The sequence below is a fragment of the Aquibium pacificum genome, from assembly GCF_040839445.1.
GTDB classification, from domain to species: domain Bacteria; phylum Pseudomonadota; class Alphaproteobacteria; order Rhizobiales; family Rhizobiaceae; genus Aquibium; species Aquibium pacificus.
On record NZ_JBDPGJ010000003.1, the window covers coordinates 616,178 to 635,618 of the forward strand.

Annotated in this window: 17 protein-coding genes; 4 read left to right on the forward strand and 13 right to left on the reverse strand. The window is 66.0% G+C overall.

Going from position 1 to position 19,441, the window contains the following annotated elements:
* Positions 1-10: 10 nt before the first annotated feature.
* Together ABGN05_RS15460 and ABGN05_RS15465 are read right to left on the reverse strand one after the other, a co-directional pair.
* Positions 11-1,315, reverse strand: a complete 1,305-nt coding sequence (locus ABGN05_RS15460) for an ABC transporter substrate-binding protein (protein ID WP_367954925.1) — start codon at positions 1,313-1,315, stop codon at positions 11-13.
* A 162-nt stretch (positions 1,316-1,477) separates the two neighbouring features.
* Complete coding sequence (locus ABGN05_RS15465; protein WP_367954926.1) at positions 1,478-2,914, reverse strand: hypothetical protein; 1,437 nt, start codon at positions 2,912-2,914, stop codon at positions 1,478-1,480.
* Positions 2,915-3,131: 217 nt separating this feature from the next.
* On the opposite strand from ABGN05_RS15465, the gene ABGN05_RS15470 reads away from it, so the two are divergent.
* The gene (locus ABGN05_RS15470; RefSeq protein ID WP_367954927.1) at positions 3,132-3,647 is read left to right on the forward strand and encodes a MarR family winged helix-turn-helix transcriptional regulator; all 516 of its coding nucleotides are present in this window, start codon (positions 3,132-3,134) and stop codon (positions 3,645-3,647) included.
* A gap of 43 nt (positions 3,648-3,690) precedes the next feature.
* Positions 3,691-4,515, forward strand: a complete 825-nt coding sequence (gene mazG / locus ABGN05_RS15475; RefSeq protein ID WP_367954928.1) for a nucleoside triphosphate pyrophosphohydrolase — start codon at positions 3,691-3,693, stop codon at positions 4,513-4,515.
* 14 nt (positions 4,516-4,529) lie between these two features.
* Here the strand turns inward: mazG and hflX are convergent, their stop codons facing one another.
* From hflX to dusB, 9 genes are all read right to left on the reverse strand, one after another.
* Positions 4,530-5,930 (reverse strand): GTPase HflX, encoded by a 1,401-nt coding sequence (gene hflX / locus ABGN05_RS15480; protein ID WP_373695940.1) that lies wholly within the window; start codon positions 5,928-5,930, stop codon positions 4,530-4,532.
* On the reverse strand, positions 5,931-6,179 hold the full coding sequence (hfq, locus tag ABGN05_RS15485; RefSeq protein WP_367954929.1) for an RNA chaperone Hfq: 249 nt from the start codon (positions 6,177-6,179) through the stop codon (positions 5,931-5,933).
* 138 nt (positions 6,180-6,317) lie between these two features.
* On the reverse strand, positions 6,318-7,178 hold the full coding sequence (locus tag ABGN05_RS15490; protein ID WP_367954930.1) for a D-amino-acid transaminase: 861 nt from the start codon (positions 7,176-7,178) through the stop codon (positions 6,318-6,320).
* Between the two features lie 52 nt (positions 7,179-7,230).
* Complete coding sequence (gene trkA / locus ABGN05_RS15495) at positions 7,231-8,607, reverse strand: Trk system potassium transporter TrkA (protein ID WP_367954931.1); 1,377 nt, start codon at positions 8,605-8,607, stop codon at positions 7,231-7,233.
* A 19-nt stretch (positions 8,608-8,626) separates the two neighbouring features.
* The gene (gene ntrX / locus ABGN05_RS15500; RefSeq protein ID WP_367954932.1) at positions 8,627-9,988 is read right to left on the reverse strand and encodes a nitrogen assimilation response regulator NtrX; all 1,362 of its coding nucleotides are present in this window, start codon (positions 9,986-9,988) and stop codon (positions 8,627-8,629) included.
* Positions 9,978-12,260, reverse strand: a complete 2,283-nt coding sequence (locus tag ABGN05_RS15505) for a sensor histidine kinase NtrY-like (RefSeq protein WP_367954933.1) — start codon at positions 12,258-12,260, stop codon at positions 9,978-9,980. The genes ntrX and ABGN05_RS15505 overlap by 11 nt, the downstream gene beginning before the upstream one ends.
* 218 nt (positions 12,261-12,478) lie before the next feature.
* A complete protein-coding gene (gene ntrC / locus ABGN05_RS15510) occupies positions 12,479-13,936 on the reverse strand; it encodes a nitrogen regulation protein NR(I) (protein WP_367954934.1) in 1,458 nt (485 codons plus the stop codon).
* Positions 13,933-15,078: a two-component system sensor histidine kinase NtrB gene (locus ABGN05_RS15515; protein ID WP_367954935.1), complete on the reverse strand. Its 1,146-nt coding sequence runs from the start codon at positions 15,076-15,078 to the stop codon at positions 13,933-13,935. The genes ntrC and ABGN05_RS15515 overlap by 4 nt, the downstream gene beginning before the upstream one ends.
* The gene (gene dusB / locus ABGN05_RS15520; protein WP_367954936.1) at positions 15,075-16,133 is read right to left on the reverse strand and encodes a tRNA dihydrouridine synthase DusB; all 1,059 of its coding nucleotides are present in this window, start codon (positions 16,131-16,133) and stop codon (positions 15,075-15,077) included. Before dusB ends, ABGN05_RS15515 begins: the two co-directional genes overlap by 4 nt.
* 166 nt (positions 16,134-16,299) lie before the next feature.
* Between dusB and ABGN05_RS15525 the strand changes: the two genes are divergently transcribed.
* Positions 16,300-17,514 carry a bifunctional 2-C-methyl-D-erythritol 4-phosphate cytidylyltransferase/2-C-methyl-D-erythritol 2,4-cyclodiphosphate synthase gene (locus tag ABGN05_RS15525; RefSeq protein WP_367954937.1) on the forward strand — a complete coding sequence of 405 codons (1,215 nt, stop codon included), beginning with the start codon at positions 16,300-16,302 and terminating at the stop codon, positions 17,512-17,514.
* Positions 17,511-18,002, forward strand: a complete 492-nt coding sequence (locus ABGN05_RS15530) for a CinA family protein (protein WP_367954938.1) — start codon at positions 17,511-17,513, stop codon at positions 18,000-18,002. Before ABGN05_RS15525 ends, ABGN05_RS15530 begins: the two co-directional genes overlap by 4 nt.
* Here ABGN05_RS15530 and ABGN05_RS15535 read toward each other — a convergent pair.
* Together ABGN05_RS15535 and lipA are read right to left on the reverse strand one after the other, a co-directional pair.
* Complete coding sequence (locus tag ABGN05_RS15535) at positions 17,974-18,462, reverse strand: type II toxin-antitoxin system RatA family toxin (protein ID WP_367954939.1); 489 nt, start codon at positions 18,460-18,462, stop codon at positions 17,974-17,976. The two genes, ABGN05_RS15530 and ABGN05_RS15535, sit on opposite strands and share 29 nt — an antisense overlap.
* Before the next feature lie 12 nt (positions 18,463-18,474).
* Complete coding sequence (gene lipA / locus ABGN05_RS15540; protein WP_367954940.1) at positions 18,475-19,437, reverse strand: lipoyl synthase; 963 nt, start codon at positions 19,435-19,437, stop codon at positions 18,475-18,477.
* Between the last annotated feature and the right edge of the window lie 4 nt (positions 19,438-19,441).

Consider the following 19,441-nt stretch of genomic DNA (forward strand, 5'->3'; position numbering starts at 1 on the left):
CTCGCCCTGCCTACAGCGCCTGCGTGGTATAATCCGCCTCCGGCTCGTACATCCCGTCCTCGATCGACGTGGTGTGCACCACCTTCAGCATGCCGCCTTCCACCACCGAGATGTTCTGGTGGCCATAAGCCTGGTGGTTCTTGCCGTTGAAGACCTTGTCGCCCTGCGGATGTTCCGGGCCCGCCGCGAACGCCGTCAGCGCTTCCGTGGCCTCGACCAGCTTGGCGCGGTCGTCGGGACCGGCATAGCCGGCCGCCTCCATCGCCTGCTTGATGACGTAAAGCGTCTCCCAGCAGCCGAACATGTGCGCAGCCGTCGAGACGTCCTTCGGATCGGCCACGGATGCGCCCTGCTCGTTGATGCCGACCGCGTCCCGATAGGCCTTCACGTAGTCAGGGGCATCCGGCTGGAGGTAGCGCGGCATGCCTTCCCAGAAATGGCTGCCCTGGAGGAACTCCAGGCCCGGGCTGTTGATGTCCACGGCCTCGAGCGAATCGACGAACCCGAACAGTTTCGGCGCCGTCGGTCCGTAGAACTCGCCGAGCTCCTTCACGAAGGTGAGCACGGCCGGTCCCACCATGACGTGGTAGAGCACCTCGGTGTCCTGCGGAATGTTGGGGAAATAGCGCGTGAACGAGCTTTCCGTCGGCGGGATCGGCACCTGCGCGATCACCTCGCCGCCCGCGTTCTTCATGGCCGGCGTGAAGAAGTCGCGATGGTCGTGGCCGAACGCGTAGTCCGGAAAGATCATCGTGACCTTCTTGCCGAGGTTCTGCGAAATCCACGGCGCCATGGCCGTCACCTGCGAGCGCACGTCCGTGATGCCCGGCTGGAAGACGTAGCGGTTCAATTTGCCCGAGGCGACGTGATAGCCCTCGCTCACCACGTAGTAGGGCATCTTCAGTTCGCCCGCGACCGGCGCGGAGCCGGCGACCACGTGGCTGAACAGCGTGCCGAAGACGACGTCCGTCTTGTGCTGGCTGGCGAATTTTTCCACGACCTCGGCACCGCGCTTCGGGTCCGTGCCGTCGTCCTCGATGACGATCTCGATCGGCCGGCCATTGATGCCGCCTGCGTCGTTGATCAGCTTGGCCGCGGCATTGGTCACACGCTCGTACCATCGTCCGTAGGCGGCGCCGATACCGGTGCGGTGGCACTGGAAGCCGATCCTGATCGGTGCGGAGGACTGCGCCTGCGAATAGCGGACAAAGCCCGGCGCCAGCGTCGCGCCGGCGGCGGCACCCATCCCGACAAGCGCCGAGCGGCGGTTGATGGTCTTATTCAAGAGACTGGATTGATTGCTGTTTTCAGTCATGCCGGTTCTCCTGTGTGTTCATCGCAAATCGACCGAAGCACTGCGTTTCGCGCCGCCGCCGTGGCACGAGATTTCGCATGTGTACAAACTAAATCACCAATACCCGACCGTGGCAACAGGAACTGCCGCTGGGGAAGACGCCTCCGGTCGTGAGGCGTGTTCTCAGTACCCCGTGGGCGTCGAGAGCAGCCACAGGCCAAACACCGTATAGGCCACCATCAGCACGGCGAGCGGCAGCTGGCTGATCGTCGCCAGCCGCGCCGATCCATGCCGTCGCCAGGCGATCAGATGCGCGCTCACCACCGCCAGCACATGGCCGGCGATGATGGCCGTCGCCTGCAAATTCCAGATGACCCAGGCCGACTCCGCGCCGAGCACGGCTCCCGCGGACACGTGGTGCCGGGCCGTGCCGAAGAGGTTCAACCCATTGGCGAACGGATCGGAGATCGCGGAAAGCGCGTACTGGCCGTTTACCAGGAGAGACGTCAGGTAGTGCGAGAAATGATAGGCTAGCGCGATCGGCATGATCGACCAGACGAGCGCGCCGGCCGCCTCCAGGGCCGAGGCCCTTCGCCCCGCCAACCTTTCACCGGCCGCGACCGCCAGCAGGAATACGGCACCGAGCACGCAGAACGTCGTCCAAAGACCAACCGTATTAGCCTTCATGACCGCGCTTCGGCCGGGAAACTCCAAGGGATTGATGCCGACCAAACCGAGCCAGACGAAGGTCCGCATCAGTCCGTCGAAGGAAACCGATGCAAGCGCGAGCAGCAGGAACGCCGTCCCGGCGATCGGCAGCGAAGGCTGATCCGCCAGCCGGGCGCCCGGAAGGTTCAGGCGCAGTTCCGCCGACCCCGGCAGCCTTTGCGTGGCGAGCATTCCGATCCGGGAGATCATGCCCATGAAGACGGTCAGGAACTCGCCGTCCCGGCTCCACCGGTCGAAGCCGAAAAGCACCATCAACACGAATGTGGCGGCCCAGTAGACCGCCACCACCGCGGCAAGCCGCGCGGGGTCGTCGGGCGCCGGGTAGATCAGTTCGAACCAGGCGAGAAGAGACAGTCCCACGAAGGCCGGCCAGAGGCTCAAGGCCTTCGGATAGTCGAGCCACCGGTCCGTACCTCTGCCTGCTGCGAGCACGAACAGGCGCCACGGCCCATACCAGGGGTTGATCCACCGCCAGAGGTTTCCGGCAACGCCCTGGAGCAGGACGATACCGACCCACAGCACGGTCCAGACCACCAGCGGCAAGGGGTTCGACAGCGGGTCGCGGCTTCCCTGGAAGCCAGCCGCCACGAGACCCGCGAGGACGAGAAAGGACACCGAACTCGACACGAGTTTTCCATCCACCGGCGGCCTGAAGACGGTCGCCCGGACCCGGGCGAGCCGATCGAGCGAACGCGGGTCGACGAAAAAAAGCACGACAAAACTGAGGGCTACGGCAATGGCTCCGCCCAGCAGGTAGTATCCCGTCGGAAGGAGCATAACGTGTCCGCGATCCGACGCATGCGCGAAAGCCTGGTCGAATCGGCTCGTGGCCGGAACGAGCCAGAACATGACGAGGAGGAGGAACCGGGCGGGGAATCGGTTGAGCGGCATGCCTCTGGCCGATCTGGAATCGCGACAGCTTTGCACGCGGGACCGCGTCCGGAAAGACCCGGTCCGGTCCATCGGGCACAAGTCGGGCAGTTGCGGTTTTAGCGGGCAGTATCGACGCGCCCGCCCTGAAACTATTTTAGGCCAGGCGAATTCTCGACTTGAACGGATGGCACTCCTGCGTCTATCCATCCCGCATACCAGAGTGCGGGTTGGATGAATGCTGACGAGCGGTGACAGCGCGATTGCCGACGACGAGGCGCGCTCCCTGGATCAGGGGATGCTTCTCGGCCTCATGGGGCGCGAACTGCGGGTGACGTATCTCGCGGTATTCCGCACGATCGAGGAACGTCTCGACAGGCTCGGCATCACCCCGCAGCAATTCGCCCTGCTGGTCGTCGTCGAGCGGAACCCCGGCGCCCGCCAGACCCTGCTGGCAAAGGCGCGAGGACTGGACAAGTCCACGCTCGTCCCCATGATCGACCGGCTCGAACGGGACGGCCTTCTGGAACGCCGGCCGCTCGCCAACGATCGCCGCGTCCGCGCGATCTGGATAACCGAACGCGGCAACGAAGTGCTCGCCGCGGCCATTCCGGTGGTCCGCGAAAGCGACGAGATCGTGCGCGGCAGCCTGACCGAAGCCGAGAGGGCGCAACTGCTGAACCTGATGGAAAAGGTCCGCACCGGCATCGAAGATCGCCTGTCCTCTCCGCGCGGCAGCGGCGCGAGCGCTTGAAGACGCGGGTTGGAACCGGACTTCCGTCGCGCTAGTCTCGGCCATGCTCCCCTCCCGCGACATTTCCCGCCTTCTCGAAATCATGACCGCGCTGCGCACGCCGCGCACCGGGTGCCCCTGGGATCTCGAGCAGGATTTCGGCACGATCGCACCCTATACATTGGAGGAAGCCTATGAGGTCGCCGATGCGATCGAGCGCGGCGACCTCGACGACCTGCGCGAGGAACTGGGTGACCTCCTCCTCCAGGTCGTCTTCCACGCCCGCATGGCCGAGGAGGCTGGAGCCTTCTCCTTCGGCGACGTGGTCGAGGGCATCACCACCAAGATGATCCGCCGGCATCCGCACGTGTTCGGCGACGCCGATGCGCGCGCGGCCGGATCCGCCAAGGGAATGTGGGACCGGATCAAGGCCGAGGAGAAGGCGGAGAAGCGTCGCAGGCGGCTCGCCCGGGGAATCCCCGCCGAAGATCACGGAGACGGGTTCCTCGACAGCGTGCCGGTCGGAATGCCGGCGCTCCTCCGGGCGAAAAAGCTGCAGGAACGCGCCGCGAAGGTCGGGTTCGACTGGAAGGAGGCCAGACCGATCCTCGACAAGATCGAGGAGGAGATCGCCGAACTCCGCCAGGCCATCGCCCAGGGCGACGAGGCCTCCACCCAGGACGAGTTCGGCGACGTACTCTTCGCGCTGGTGAATTTCGGCCGCCACGCCGGCATCGACGGCGAAACCGCTTTGCGCGGCACCAACGAGAAGTTCCGCCGCCGCTTTCACTTCATCGAACGGGAGCTCAACGCTTCCGGAAGCCGTCTCGAAGATGCTTCGCTCGACGAGATGGAAGAACTCTGGCAGCGCGCGAAGGCGGCCGAGTAGGCCCACCGGCCACGCTACTCCGACGCCGGCCCGGCAACGGTCAGCCGGCTTTCCAGTTCCGCGCGCGTGGCGCGGGTGACACGGATCGTCAGCTCCGCGCCGCCGTCATCGAGATCCTGGCGCGTGACGATTTCGGCGTTCCGGTAGATCCAGTCGAGGTGGCGCAATGCATCCGGCGGGATTTGGACCGTCATCGTCTCCAGTTCGCCCGAAACGCGGCTCTCCACGATGTGGAGAAGGTTCTCCAGCCCCTCCCCGGTGATCGCCGACACCGCCACGGGCGGCGCCTTGGGATCGCGGGCGGCCTGGTCGAACAGCCGCTCCCGGCTTTGCTCGTCCAACCGGTCGACCTTGTTCCACACCTCGATCACCTTGCCGTCGGGCGCCGTGTCGACGCCGAGGTCGGAAAGGATGCGCTCGACGTCCTCGGCCTGCGCCGCGGTGTCGGGATCGGAAATGTCGCGCAGGTGAATGACGAGGTCGGCTTCGACCACTTCTTCGAGCGTCGCCCGGAAGGCCGCGACCAGATGCGTCGGCAGATCGGAAATGAAGCCGACGGTATCTGACAGGATGATGATCGTGCCGTGCGGCAGCCGTACCCGCCGCAAGGTCGGGTCGAGCGTCGCGAAGAGCATGTTCTCGGCCAGCACCTCGGCGCCGGTCAGGCGATTGAAGAGCGTCGACTTGCCCGCATTGGTGTAACCGACGATCGCTACGACCGGGAACGGAACTTTCCTGCGCTTGGAACGATGCAGTTCGCGCGTGCGCCGGACGGTTTCGAGTTCGCGCTTCAGCTTGGTGATCTTGTCCTGCAGGATGCGCCTGTCGGCTTCGATCTGCGTTTCGCCGGGGCCGCCCAGGAAGCCCGCGCCGCCGCGCTGGCGTTCAAGGTGGGTCCAACTCCGGACGAGGCGGCCCTTCTGGTAGTTGAGATGGGCGAGTTCCACCTGCAGCGCACCTTCCTTGGTGCGCGCGCGTTCGCCGAAGATTTCGAGGATGATGCCGGTGCGGTCCAGCACCTTGGCGTTCAGCGCCTTTTCGAGGTTGCGCTGCTGCACGGGCGTCAGCGGATGGTCGATGATGACCAGCGACGCCTCCGCCTGCTTGATGTGCTCGGCCAGTTCCTCGATCTTGCCGGTTCCCAGAAGCGTCGCCGGACGCGGCACGTTGACCGTCACGATTTCGGTATAGACCGGATCGAGATCGATCGCCCTGGCAAGCCCGATCGCCTCGGCGAAGCGCGCCTCTGGAGACCGCGCCAGCCTCGGCCGGCTCCGGCTCTCGTCTTCCTCGCGGGGAAAACGCGGCAGCACGGGAACGACGATCGCGGCACGCGCCGTCTTGCCCTTCAGCGCCTCGTCGGCCTGCCGCTCCTTAGCCCCCTGCTGGCGCCCGCCCGGATTGCTAGCGTCCAATCAGCTTTCCCGGCCGCTTTCCTCGCCATCGAACATCTGAACCGGCTGGCTCGGCATGATGGTGGAAATGGCATGCTTGTAGACGAGCTGGGAGTGCCCGTCGCGGCGCAGCAGCACACAGAAGTTGTCGAACGACGTCACCACGCCTGTGAGCTTCACACCGTTGATCAGGAAGATCGTGAGAGGGTTCTTGCTCTTTCGTACCGAATTCAGGAACAGATCCTGAAGATTCTGCGAACGTTCCGCCATTTTTCTTTTCTTTCGCCGTTCCCCGTCCCCCGTACACGACGGCGTCAACACACAAACGCGCGATCCAAATGTACGGAAAACTACCCACCTCGGAAGGACGGGCGCAATTGCTCGCCCCACTCCCCCTCCCTGCGGTTATCAGGCTTGGCTTTTTTCCGCAACGTCAAAAAAAGCTTCTCGTAATGAAAGTACCACCGATCCGGGATGGCCGTTCGCGATCGTATGGCCGTCGATCTCGACCACCGGCATCGCGATGGTCGTCGCCGAGCTGATGAAGGCTTCCCGGGCGTCCTTCGCCTCGGCGACCGTAAAGCCGCGCTCCTCGACGACGAGGCCGAGCTTGGCGGCGACCTCGAACAGGGTCATGCGGGTGATGCCGCGCAGGATGCCGTGCTCGGCCGGTCTGGTGACGAGACGGCCATCCTTCGTGACGATCCAGGCGTTCGAAGATCCGCCCTCCTTCACGGTGCCATCGACATCGACGAACCACGCCTCCTGCGCGCCCGCGCCCTTTGCCGTCTGCTTGGCCAGCACGTTGGGCAGGAGGCCCACCGTCTTGACGTCGACGCGGTCCCAGCGATTTTCGGGCACGGTGATCACCTTGATGCCGGTCTCGGCCCGCCTGGCGGCAAGGGCGGGATCCACCTTCCTTGCCGTGACGACGAGGGCCGGAGTAACGTCTTTCGGAAACAGGAAGTCGCGCGGGGCCACGCCGCGCGTCACCTGGAGATAGACCAGGCCGTTGCGCACGCCGTTGCGCGTCACAACCTCCCGCATGATCACTTCGAGCGCCTTGCGCGCCAGCGGCCAGTCCATCGCCAGTTCCCGCAGCGACCGGTCGAGCCGGTCGAGATGCCGCGGCATGTCGATGATGAAGCCGCGCGCCACCTCGCACACCTCGTAGACCCCGTCCGCGAACTGGTAGCCCCGGTCCTCTATGTGCACCGCCGCGTCGGCATGTCGGACGTAGCGCCCGTTGACATAGGCAATTCTCGGCATTTTTCCCCTCGGCTCCGTCCGCGGTCCCGCGGAGGTCGGACAACATGCGTTTCTAGAAGAACTCGAGACTGACGCGGAACATCTGCTCGACCTGGCGCACCGCGCTCGCCATGGCGAAGATCACCACGCGGTCCCCGGGGCGGATCACCAGCGAGCCGCTCGGCTTGATCACCTGTCCGTCGCGATAGACGATGCCGAGCCGCATTCCGTCGGGAAGGTCGAGGTCGCGCAGCGGCGAGCCGACCAGCGGCGACGTCTCCAGGGCTTCCGCCTCGATGATCTCGGCCGCACCGCGCTGTACGCTGTGGACTGCCCGGATGCGCCCGCGCCGGACGTGCTGGAGCACGCGCGAGATCGTCACCGAGCGCGGATTGACGTGGGCGTCGATGCCGAGCGTTTTCGTGAAGTCGTGGTAGGTCGGATTGTTGATCAGGACCAGGGTTGACTTGCAGCCGAGCCGCTTCGCCATCACGCTGGACAGAATGTTCACCTGGTCGTTGTTGGTCAGCGCGACCATCAGGTCCGCGTCCTGGATGTCGGCCTCCAGCAGCAGCTTCTGGTCCAGCGCGCTGCCGTGCAGGACGACGGTGCGGCGCAGCTTGTCGGCGATCGTCACCGCGCGCTCGCGCGTGTCCTCGATGATCTTGACCTTGGTCCGGGTCTGTCGCGCCTCCAGCGCCTTGGCCACGTAGAGCCCGATATTGCCGCCGCCGGCGATCACGATGCGCAGCGCTTCCGATTCCTCGTGCCCGAAGAGGCCGAGCGTCCGGCGCACCTGGTCCTTCCGGGTTACGACGTACGCGAGATCGCCCGCCACGAGCTGGTCGGCCGAATGCGGAATGAAGAGCCGTCCGTTGCGCCACACGCCGACCACGGTCGACGGCAGGTCCGGGAAGAGGTCCGAGAGCTGCGACAGCGGCGTGTTGATGACGGGGCATTCCTCCAGGCACTCGATCGCCACCATGGCCACGTGGTCGTCGCCGAAGCGCACCACGTCCGTTGCCCCCGGCAGGGCGATGCGGCGAAGCACCATTTCGCCGACTTCGATTTCGGGCGAGATGATGACGTCGATCGGCAGATTCTCGCGCGAGAACAGGTTCTGGTAGTGCGGCAGGAGGTAGGACTGCGCCCTGATGCGCGCGATCTTGGTCGGGATGTTGAACAGCGAGTGCGCGACCTGGCAGGCCGTCATGTTGACCTCGTCGTAGAGCGTCACGGCGATGAACATGTCGGCCTGCTGGGCGCCGGCCATTTCCAGCACGTCTGGATGCGCGCCGTGCCCCACGAAGCCGCGCACATCGAGCTGGTCGCGGATCGTGCGCACGAGTTCCGGCGAGGTGTCGATGACGGAGACGTCGTTCTGTTCGGCCGCGAGCCGCTCGGCGATGCCGTAGCCGACCTGCCCGGCACCGCAAATGATCACGCGCATTCCATGCTGCTCCGATCCGTCAAACGCCGAGCGACTTCAGCTTCCTGTGCAGGGCGGACCGTTCCATACCAACGAACTCGGCGGTACGCGAGATGTTGCCGCCGAAACGGTTGATCTGGGCGATCAGATATTCCTTCTCGAACATCTCTCGGGCCTCGCGCAGCGGCAGGGCCATGATGTGCTGGTCCGACTGGTTGGGCGCACGCGGCATCACGTCGCCGATCTCCGCCGGCAGGAGGTTCGTCGTGATCGGGGCATCGACGTCGTCGCCGCGCGCCAGGATCATCAGGCGCTCGACGTTGTTGCGAAGCTGGCGGACGTTGCCCGGCCAGTTGTGCGCCTGCAGCACGGCCAGCACGTCGTCTCCGATGCGCCGGTTCCTGATCCCGGACTGGCGTACGACCTGCTTCATGAAGTGGTCGACGAGGTACGGAATGTCCTCGCGCCGTTCCGACAGCGCCGGCACGATCACCGGAACAACGGCGAGCCGGTGATAGAGGTCCTCGCGGAACCGCCCCTCCGCGATCATCGCCTCGAGGTTCTGCGCGGTCGAGGAGATGATGCGGACGTCGACCTTCACGCGCTTGGCGCCGCCGACGCGCTCGAACTGCTGGTCGACCAGGACCCGCAGGATCTTGTTCTGCGTCTCGCGCGGCATGTCGGCCACCTCGTCCAGGTAGAGCGTGCCGCGATGCGCCTCTTCCAGCGCGCCGACCTTGCGTTCCGCGCCGTTCGGCTCCGTGCCGAAGAGCTCTATCTCCATCCGGTCGGGCGTGATCGATGCCGCGTTCATCGACACGAACGGCCCGTCCTTGCGCGCCGAGAGCGCATGGATGGCGCGCGCCGCCGCTTCCTTGCCCGAACCCGACGGACCGATGATCATCACGCGGCTGTTGGTCGGCGCGATCTTCTCGATGGAATGGCGCAGATGGTTCATCGCCGCCGAATTGCCGATCAGGTCGAACGTGTCGGCGGTGCGCTTCTTGAGTTCCGTCACCTCGCGGCGCAGCTTCGAGGTCTCGAGCGCCCGCTCGCAGATCAGGATCAGCCGGTCGGTCTTGAACGGCTTCTCGATGAAGTCGTAGGCGCCGCGCTTGATCGCGGAGACCGCGGTCTCGACCGTGCCGTGGCCCGAGATCATGACGACGGGGACGTTCGGGTGGATCGTCTTGATCTCGTCCAGAAGCGCCAGCCCGTCCAGACGCGATCCCTGGAGCCAGATATCGAGCAGGATCAGCCGCGGCACCCGGTCCGCAATCGCCGCCAGCGCGCTGTCGCTGTCGAAGGCGGTGCGGGTCTCGTGACCCTCGTCGCTGAGGATACCCGCGACGAGTTCCCTGATGTCCTCCTCGTCGTCGACGACAAGAATGTCAGACGCCATTGTGAACCTTCTCTTCCTGCCTGTTCCTGGTGCTCGGGAGTTCGTCGGCGGGACCGCTGTCGGAAGCCGGCAGGATCACGCGGATCAGCGCACCCTTTCCATCGAAGAAGTCGGCCGGGGCATCGTGGAGCTCCAGCCGCCCTCCGTGATCCTCGATGATCTTCTTGACGATAGCGAGACCGAGGCCAGTGCCCTTGGCTCGCGTGGTCATGTACGGCTCCAGGAGCCGCTGGCGGTTTTCGGCCGGCAGACCCTTTCCATTGTCCACGACGTCCACGGTGATCCAGTCGTCCTTGCGCGAGGCGGCGATCAGGATGACGCCGGCCTGCCCGTTCTTCCGTTCGTTCGATTCGATCGCCTCGGAGGCGTTCTTGATCAGGTTTCCGAACGCCTGGCTCATCAGCCGGCTGTCGAACCGGCCGATGAGAGGTTCGTTTCCGAAGGCGCGGCGGAACTCCACGTCGGAATTGCCGACCTCGACCAGGAACGACGCCTCCCGCAGTGCCTCGCGCAGATCCATCGGTTCCATCGCGGGCTTTGGCATGCGCGCAAAGGCGGAGAATTCGTCGACCATGCGGCCGATGTCCCCGACCTGCCGGATGATCGTGTCGATGCACTGGTCGAAGACGCCGCGGTCCTCGGTGATCACTTTTCCGTAGCGCCGGCGGATGCGCTCCGCCGAAAGCTGGATCGGCGTCAGGGGGTTCTTGATCTCGTGGGCGATGCGCCGAGCCACGTCCGCCCAGGCCGAGGATCGCTGCGCCTGCACCAGGTCGGTGATGTCGTCGATCGTGACCACGTATGACGGCAGTTCGGATTTCTTGTCGCCCTCCTCGATCGTCACCTGGACGTTGAAGGTGCGTTCCACGCCGCCGCGGCTGAAGGTGACCTGCTCGCGGTGGACCGCCCTGCCCGACGAGCGCGACACCTCGAACACCCGGCCGATATGCGGCAGGATCGACGAAAGGCGTTCGCCTTCCGAACTCGTCGCGCGGATCCCGAGCATGGTCTCGGCGGACCTGTTCACGATCGTGATCACCCCCTCGGCGTCGACGCCCACGATGCCGGCGCTGACGCCCGCCAGAACCGCCTCGGAAAAGCGCCGCCGCTCGTCGATCTGGTCCTTGGCCGCGAGGATCTCGTTGCGCTGCGACTTGAGCTGCAGCAGCATCTTGTTGAACGTATCGCTGAGCGACGCGACGTCCCCGTCCGAATTGCGGACGGGAACGGAGACGTCGAGGTTTCCGGTCGCGACCTCGTCGGCAGCGCCGATGAGGCGGCGGATGGGCCGCACGAGGCGGTCGGCGACCGCGATGCCGGTCCAGATGGCCGACAGGATGATGATCAGCGTCAGCCCGAGATAGATGAGCGCGAACGCGACCTGGACGGTCGTGCGGCTGCCTTCGAGCGCGCCGTAGTCGTCCGCGTTGGCCCGCACGATCTGCCGCGCGCGGATCACCTCGGGATCCACCAGCCTGATCGTGTAGAGATAGACGTCCTCGATTTCGCGCAGGCGGATGATGGCGCCCACGATGTTGCGGGTGCGCGGCTCGATCAGCACCGGCCGGCCGTCTGCGGCCTCCTCCACGGCGCCGGCCGGCGCCTCCGGCATGTCGAAGTCGGCGGGGGTGTCGGCCTGCATGATGAAATTGCCGTTGGCGTCTATCAGCGCCGCGTGGGCGAGAGCCCGGCCCACCGCCTGCTGGGTCAGGAGCGCCTGGAAACCGATGCGGTCGAGCCCGTAGAGCGAGCGCCGCTGGTCGAGGTCGATCGCCATGGAAAGCGTCGTGCCCTGCAGATTGCGGGCATTTTCCTGGATGTAGGCTTCCGCGATCGACAGCGACGAACTGACGATCGCCTTGGTCTTCACCTCGAACCAGCGGTCCAGCCCGATGTCGAGCGTGATCGACGCCACGATCGCGATGATGATGGCGGGGACCGCGGCGATCAGCGAGAACAGGGTAACGATGCGCACGTGCAGCCGCGAGGCCGCCTTGCCGCGCCGCCGCGCCAGCGCGATCTGCTGGACCTCGCGGCCGATGAGGAAGACTAGGAGGAGGATCAGGGCAACGTTGATGCCGATCAGCGTCAGCATCACCTCGTTGGTCGGCGCGATCGGACCGAGGCCGACGAGGATGACGAAGGACACGGCCGCGCACACCAGCGCTGCGATGACGGTCATCATGCCCGGCAGGACCGAATGCCGGCGTCCCTCGGCGGACGCGGCCTCCTCGGGCATGTCGCCCTCTACCATCTCGGTATGTGCTGCCATTGGCGCGATGCCACTCCGAATCTTACGTGGCCATGTTGCAATGTATTGTGGCTATTCTGCAACAAACGGCAGCGACGCGGAACTGCGGCGGGCCTGTCAGGACCGGCTTCGTCAGGCACTTCCGAGACCGTAACCGGAGCGGCAATGGAATGAGGTGCACGGCGACGTGGACCGCCGCCGGCACTCCCGGCATGTTAGGCGCCTTGTCCTTCCGAGGGTCAGGACGTCCGCGACGTCCGGTAGACGTTGACGCCGAGTTCCCGGATCTTCTTGCGCAGCGTGTTGCGGTTGAGGCCGAGCAGCTCGGCTGCCCTGATCTGGTTGCCGCGCGTGGCGGTCATGGAAGCCAGCACCAGCGGATACTCCACCTCCTCGAGGATGCGCTGGTAGAGCCCGGCGGGCGGGAGGTCGTCGCCGAACGACGCGAAGTAGCGCTGGAGATAATGCTCCATCGCCTGCCCGATGGTCAGGTCATCGGGCATCATGACGCCGTTGGGCGGCGACGACGGCCGGTCGGAGGTCTGGAGCTCCGCCTCGATGATCTCGGCCGAGATCTCCTCCTGGGGATAGAGCGCGGCGAGGCGGCGAACGAGATTTTCCAGTTCCCGCACGTTGCCCGGCCAGGAATAGCGCTTCATCAGGTCCAGCCCCGGCGCCGAGATGCGCTTGGCCTGCAGGCCCTCGGCCTCGACCTGGATGAAAAAGTGGCGGACGAGGTCCGGAACGTCTTCGGAGCGTTCGCGCAGGGCGGGCAGGCGCAGCGGAACCACGTTCAGCCGGTAGAACAGGTCCTCCCGGAAGAGCCCCTGGTTGATGAGCGTGCGCAGGTCCTTGTTCGTGGCCGCGACGATGCGCACGTCGGTCTTGATCGGCGTCCGTCCGCCGACGGTGGTATATTCGCCCTGCTGGAGGACGCGCAGCAGGCGCGTCTGCGCCTCCATCGGCATGTCGCCTATCTCGTCGAGGAAGAGCGTGCCGCCCTCGGCCTGCTCGAAGCGACCGGTGGAGCGGTTCTGGGCGCCGGTGAAGGCACCCTTTTCGTGCCCGAACAGTTCCGATTCGATCAGGTCGCGCGGGATGGCAGCCATGTTGATCGCTACGAACGGCCCGTTCCGGCGCCGCCCGTATTCGTGCAGCGCGCGGGCGACCAGTTCCTTGCCGGTGCCCGATTCGCCCGAGATCATCACCGTCAGGTCGGTCTGCATCATGCGCGCCAGCATGCGGTAGATGTCCTGCATGGCGGCGGAGCGCCCGACCAGCGGCATGGATTCGGGCTGTTCCTCGCTGCGCTGCTCAGACGACGGGCGCTTCGGCTCGGACAGAGCGCGGTTGACGATGTTGAGGAGTTCGGTGAGGTCGAACGGCTTCGGCAGGTATTCGTAAGCGCCCTTTTCCGATGCACGGATCGCCGTCATGAACGTGTTCTGCGCGCTCATGACGATGACGGGCAGATGCGGGCGCGCCTTCTTGATGCGCGGCAGCATGTCGAAGGCGTTCTCGTCCGGCATCACCACATCGGTGATGACGAGATCGCCGTCGCCCGCCGCGACCCAGCGCCAGAGCGTGGCCGCGTTCGAGGTGACCCGGACGTCGTGCCCGACCCGCGACAGGGCCTGGTTCAGGACGGTCCGGATCGCCGCGTCGTCGTCCGCAACGAGTATGCTGCCGCGATTCATCGCGTTTCGTCTCCATCGATCTCAAAGCCGGGTCGGACCGGATCGTCCTTCCAGGCTGGCATGAGTATGCGGAAGGTCGTTCCGCGCGGTGCTGAATCGCATTCGATCACGCCGCCATGCTCGCCGACGATCTTGGCGACGAGCGCCAGGCCGAGGCCCGAGCCGTTGGGCTTGGTGGTGATGAACGGATCGAACAGGATCGGCCGGATGTCCTCGGGAACGCCGCCGCCATTGTCGTGCACGCAGAACTGCAGCGGCAGCGAGACGCGGTCCTGCGTTCCCGGCACCGAAAGCCGGATGCCGGGCCGGAACGCCGTCGACAGCGTGATCTCGCCGGCCGGATCGCCAGCGATCGCCTCGGCCGCGTTCTTTACGAGGTTAAGGAACACCTGAACGAGCTGGTCGCGGTTTCCCAGCACCGGCGGCAGCGAAGGATCGTAGTCTTCGACGATGCGGATGCGGCTGGCAAAGCCGGTGCGGGCGATGGCCTTCACGTGATCGAGCACGACGTGAATATTGACCGGATGGCGGTCGATCGGCCGCTCGTCCGAAAACACCTCCATCCGGTCGACGAGCGCGACGATCCGGTCGGTTTCGTCGGTGATCAGGCGCGTCAGCGCGCGATCCTCGTCCGAGACCGCGCTCTCGAGCAGCTGCGCGGCGCCGCGGATACCCGACAGCGGATTCTTGATCTCGTGGGCAAGCATGGCGGCAAGGCCCGTCACGGAGCGGGCGGCACCGCGATGCGTCATCTGACGATCGATCTTGTCGGCCATTGAACGCTCCTGGAACATGATGACGACCGACCCGGCAAGTTCGGCAACCGGCGCCACATAGATGTCCACCAGCTTGTCGGAGCCGATCCGTGGAGAAGAGATGTCGACCCGGTACTCGTTGACCGGCGACTGGCGCTCTCGCACCTGGTCGATCAGCGTCAGCAACGGGCTGCCGAACGGCACGAAGTGATCGATGACGTTGCGCGCCAGGATGGACGCGCTCGACCGGAAGAAGTCCTCCGCGTCGGCATTCGCATAGGTGATCCGCCCCTCGCCGTCGACCATAATGACCGGGTGCCGGATCGTGTTGAGGACCATCTGCGCCGGATCGACATCCGCTGGCTTCGACAAGGTGCTGATGCTCATGCTGCCCTACCAAGGAATTGCGTTCCGGCGCCCGCCCTCGCGACGGCGGACGGTCCGGACCCGGCAAGCAGCGCCGCGCGGAGATGGGACATGACCTGCTTCGGGTCGTGCGACGTCATGATGGCGTGGCGGTCGGCGGCCGAAACGGTCCCCGCATGGCGGTCGAGATACCAGCCGAGATGCTTTCGCGCGTGCCGGACTCCCAACTCGACGCCGTAGAGCGAAAGCATGTCCTCGTAATGCGAAAGCGCATATTCGGCGAGCGCCTCGGGGGTGCGCGGCACGCCCGGCGCGGACGTGCCGGCGGCTTCCGCCGCGATCGCGCCCGCCGCCCAGGGCGCCCCGCAGTGGGCGCGGCCGATCATGACGGCATCGGCCCCCGACTGCGCCAGCGCGTCCCTTGCATCCTGCGCCGTATCAATGTCCCCGTTCGCCACCACCGGAATGCCGACCGCGTCCTTCACCGCCGCGATCGCCTTCCAGTCGGCCCGCCCCTTGTAGAACTGGCAGCGCGTGCGGCCGTGGACCGTGACCATGCGCACGCCCGCTTCTTCGGCGCGCCGCGCCAGTTCCGGCGCCGCCAGTTCCGTCTCGTCCCATCCGAGCCGCATCTTCACCGTCACCGGAACTTGGACCGCGCCGACGACGGCCTCGATGAGGCTCTCGGCAAGATCGAGGTCGCGCATCAGCGCCGAGCCGCAATAGCCGCCCGTCACCTTCTTGGCGGGACATCCCATGTTGATGTCGATGATGTCGGCGCCCTCGCCGGCCGCGATACGGGCGCCTTCTGCCATCCAGTGGGTGTCACGGCCGGCAAGCTGCACCACGTGCAGCGCCGCGCCCGAGCGGCCGATCCGTCGCTGCGAATCGGTCCGTCCGCGGGCGAGTTCGCCGCTCGCCACCATTTCGGATACGACCATGCCGGCGCCGTGCAAGTATGCACGGCTGCGGAACGCGCGGTCGGTGATCCCCGAAAGCGGCGCCAGGAAAATCCGGTTGCGGATGACCGCACCGCCGATATCGAGTGCTCCGGCCAGTTCCTCTAACCCCAACATGCACAAAAACCGCGCAACATCTGAATGTGCTTATCTATTAGACAGACCGAGGACGTGTTGCAACGCAAAAAATGACGCGACCGCTCCACATATACAATTGTCTGGCCATTTGCGACGCGCGTGGGCTAGACGCGTCGCTAGGAAACGAACCCGGCGATGTATACCCATGACCGCACCTGAACCCCCGGCCGAAGGCGTCGCAGCGGTCATCGTGGCGGCTGGTCGCGGCGCGCGCGCCGGCCAGGATAACGGTCCGAAACAGTATCGCCGGATCGGCGGTCGTGCCGTCCTGTCCCACACGCTCGAGGCTTTTCGAAGACATCCCGCGATCGGCGACATCGCCATCGCCATCCACGCGGACGACGCGGCCCTTTACCGGGACGCCGTTCCAGATGCGGACGAACGGGTTCTCGTGGTGACGGGCGGACCGACCCGGCAGGAATCGACGCTGCTCGCTCTGCGGGCGCTGGCCGGACGCCGTCCGCGCGGCGTGCTGATCCACGACGGCGTGCGTCCCTTCGTCGATCCGGAACTCATCGGACGGGTCGTCGCGGCGCTCGGCGAGAGCGGTGGCGTCCTGCCGGCGCTGCCGATTTCCGACACCGTAAAGCGGGCGGACGGCGCCGGTTTGGTCGAGGCCACCGTCCCGCGCGCCGGCCTCCACACGGCGCAGACCCCCCAGGGTTTCTCCTTCGCGGCGATCCTTTCGGCGCACGAGAAGGCAAGCGCGGAAGGCCGCCACGATTTCACCGACGATGCCGCGATCGCCGAATGGGCCGGCATCCCGGTCAGGATCGTCGAGGGTTCGGCCGGCAACGTCAAGCTCACCTATGCGAGGGACATCGCCATGGCGGACGAGAGGCTGAACGATGCAACGAACCGGTTTCCCGACGTGCGGACCGGAAACGGCTACGACGTGCATTGCTTCGCGCCGGGCGACCACGTCACGCTGTGCGGCGTCGAGATCGTGCACGACCGGCGGCTTCTCGGCCATTCGGATGCCGACGTCGGCCTGCACGCGCTGACCGACGCATTGCTCGCGACCTGCGGCGCCGGCGACATCGGCACCCACTTCCCCCCCTCCGATCCGCAGTGGAAGGGTGCCGCCTCGCGCCTGTTCGTCGAGCACGCGGCAAGCCTCGTGCGTTCCCGCGGCGGCCGCATCGCCAACGCGGACGTGACGCTGATCTGCGAGGCGCCGAAGATCGGCCCGCGGCGCGAGGCCATGGTCGGAGCCATGGCGAACATGCTGGGCATCGCCCGCGACCGCGTCTCGGTGAAGGCCACCACCAACGAGAAGCTCGGCTTCATCGGGCGCGGCGAAGGCATTGCGGCAATCGCCACAGCCACCGTCGTCTATCCCGGCGGACTGCCCGCATGAGCCCGCACGAGGACCTCGCCCGCCAGGTGCTGGCCGCCTGCCAGACGCGTGGCATCATGCTGGCGACGGCCGAATCCTGCACAGGCGGCATGATCGCCGCAGCCCTCACCGACATCCCCGGCTCGTCGAGCGTGGTGGATCGCGGCTTCGTCACCTATTCCAACGAGGCCAAGCAGGAGATGCTGGGCGTCGCCCACTCCACCCTCGAAGCCCATGGCGCCGTGTCCCGCGAGACGGCGCTCGAAATGGCGGCCGGCGCGCTCGCGCGCTCGCGCGCAGGCGTCGCCATGGCGGTGACCGGCGTCGCGGGCCCCGGCGGCGGCACGGCGGAGAAGCCGGTTGGCCTCGTCTGGTTCGGCGTGGCGGCGCAGGGCCAGGAGCCCGAAGCGGAATGCCGGCAATTCGACGACCTTGGCCGCGACTACATCCGTCAGGAGACGGTCCGCACGGCGCTGGAACTCATGCTTGCGAGACTGAAGGCTCGCTGACCGCATCGTCGCGCTTGCCGTATATGTCGTCCGCGCGCCGTTCGAACGCGCTGGAGAACATGCGGAAGGCACGATCGAACATGGCGCCCATCAGCATGCCCAGCATCCGGCTCTTGAACTCGTAGTCGATGTAAAAGCAGATGTTGGTGCCGCCCTCCCCGTCGGGCTCGAAGCGCCAGCGGTTTTCGAGATAGCGGAACGGCCCGTCGAGATACTTCACGTCGATGGCAAGCTCGCCGATGCGCGTGACGACCTGGCTGGTGAAGGTCTCGCGGATCGCCTTGTAGCCGACGGTCATGTCGGCCACGATCACCTCGACCCCGTCGCGCTCCTTGCGCGAGCGCACGCTCAGCGCCTCGCACATCGGCAGGAACTCGGGATATTTCTCGATGTCGGCCACCAGCGCGAACATGCGCTCGGGCGAATGGCGGACGTGGCGGACGGTCTCGTGTTTCGGCATCGCTCGGGCGGCTCAGGCGGCGGATGCGAGCTTCTTTTCCCGCGCCGCCCTCAGCCGCGCGAAATCCTCGCCGGCGTGGTGCGACGAACGGGTGAGCGGCGAAGCCGAGACCATGAGGAAACCCTTCGTGTAGGCCACCGCCTCGTAGGATTTGAACTCCTCCGGCGTCACGAATGTCTTCACCGGGTGGTGCTTCTTCGTCGGCTGGAGGTACTGGCCGATGGTGAGGAAATCGACGTCGGCGACCCGCAGGTCGTCCATCAGCTGCAAGACCTCGTTGCGCTCTTCGCCCAGCCCCACCATGATGCCCGACTTGGTGAAGATCGACGGATCGATCTCCTTGACGCGTTGCAGAAGCCGGACCGAGTGGAAGTAGCGCGCGCCGGGCCGCACCGTCAGGTAGTTCGACGGCACCGTCTCGAGATTGTGGTTGAAGACGTCGGGCTTTGCCGCGACGACGATCTCGAGCGCGCCCTCCTTGCGCAGGAAGTCGGGCGTCAGGATCTCGATCGTCGTGCCGGGCGCCGCCGCGCGGATGGCGTGGATCACCTCGGCGAAATGCCGCGCCCCGCCGTCGTCAAGATCGTCGCGGTCGACGGAGGTGATCACCACATGGTTCAGCCCCATCTTGGCAACCGCCCTGCCGACGCTTTCGGGCTCCGACCGGTCGAGCGCATTCGGGCGACCCGTCGCGACGTTGCAGAAGGCGCAGGCGCGCGTGCAGATCTCGCCCATGATCATGAAGGTGGCGTGCTTCTTGTCCCAGCACTCGCCGATGTTGGGGCAGCCGGCTTCCTCGCACACCGTCACCAGCCCGTGCGAGCGCACGATCTCGCGCGTCTCCGAATAGCCCTTGGACACCGGCGCCTTCACCCGGATCCATTCCGGCTTGCGCAGCACCTCCTGGTCGGGGCGATGCGCCTTCTCGGGATGGCGAAGGCGCGGACGCGCTATCGTGTCGATGACGGTGACCATGGTG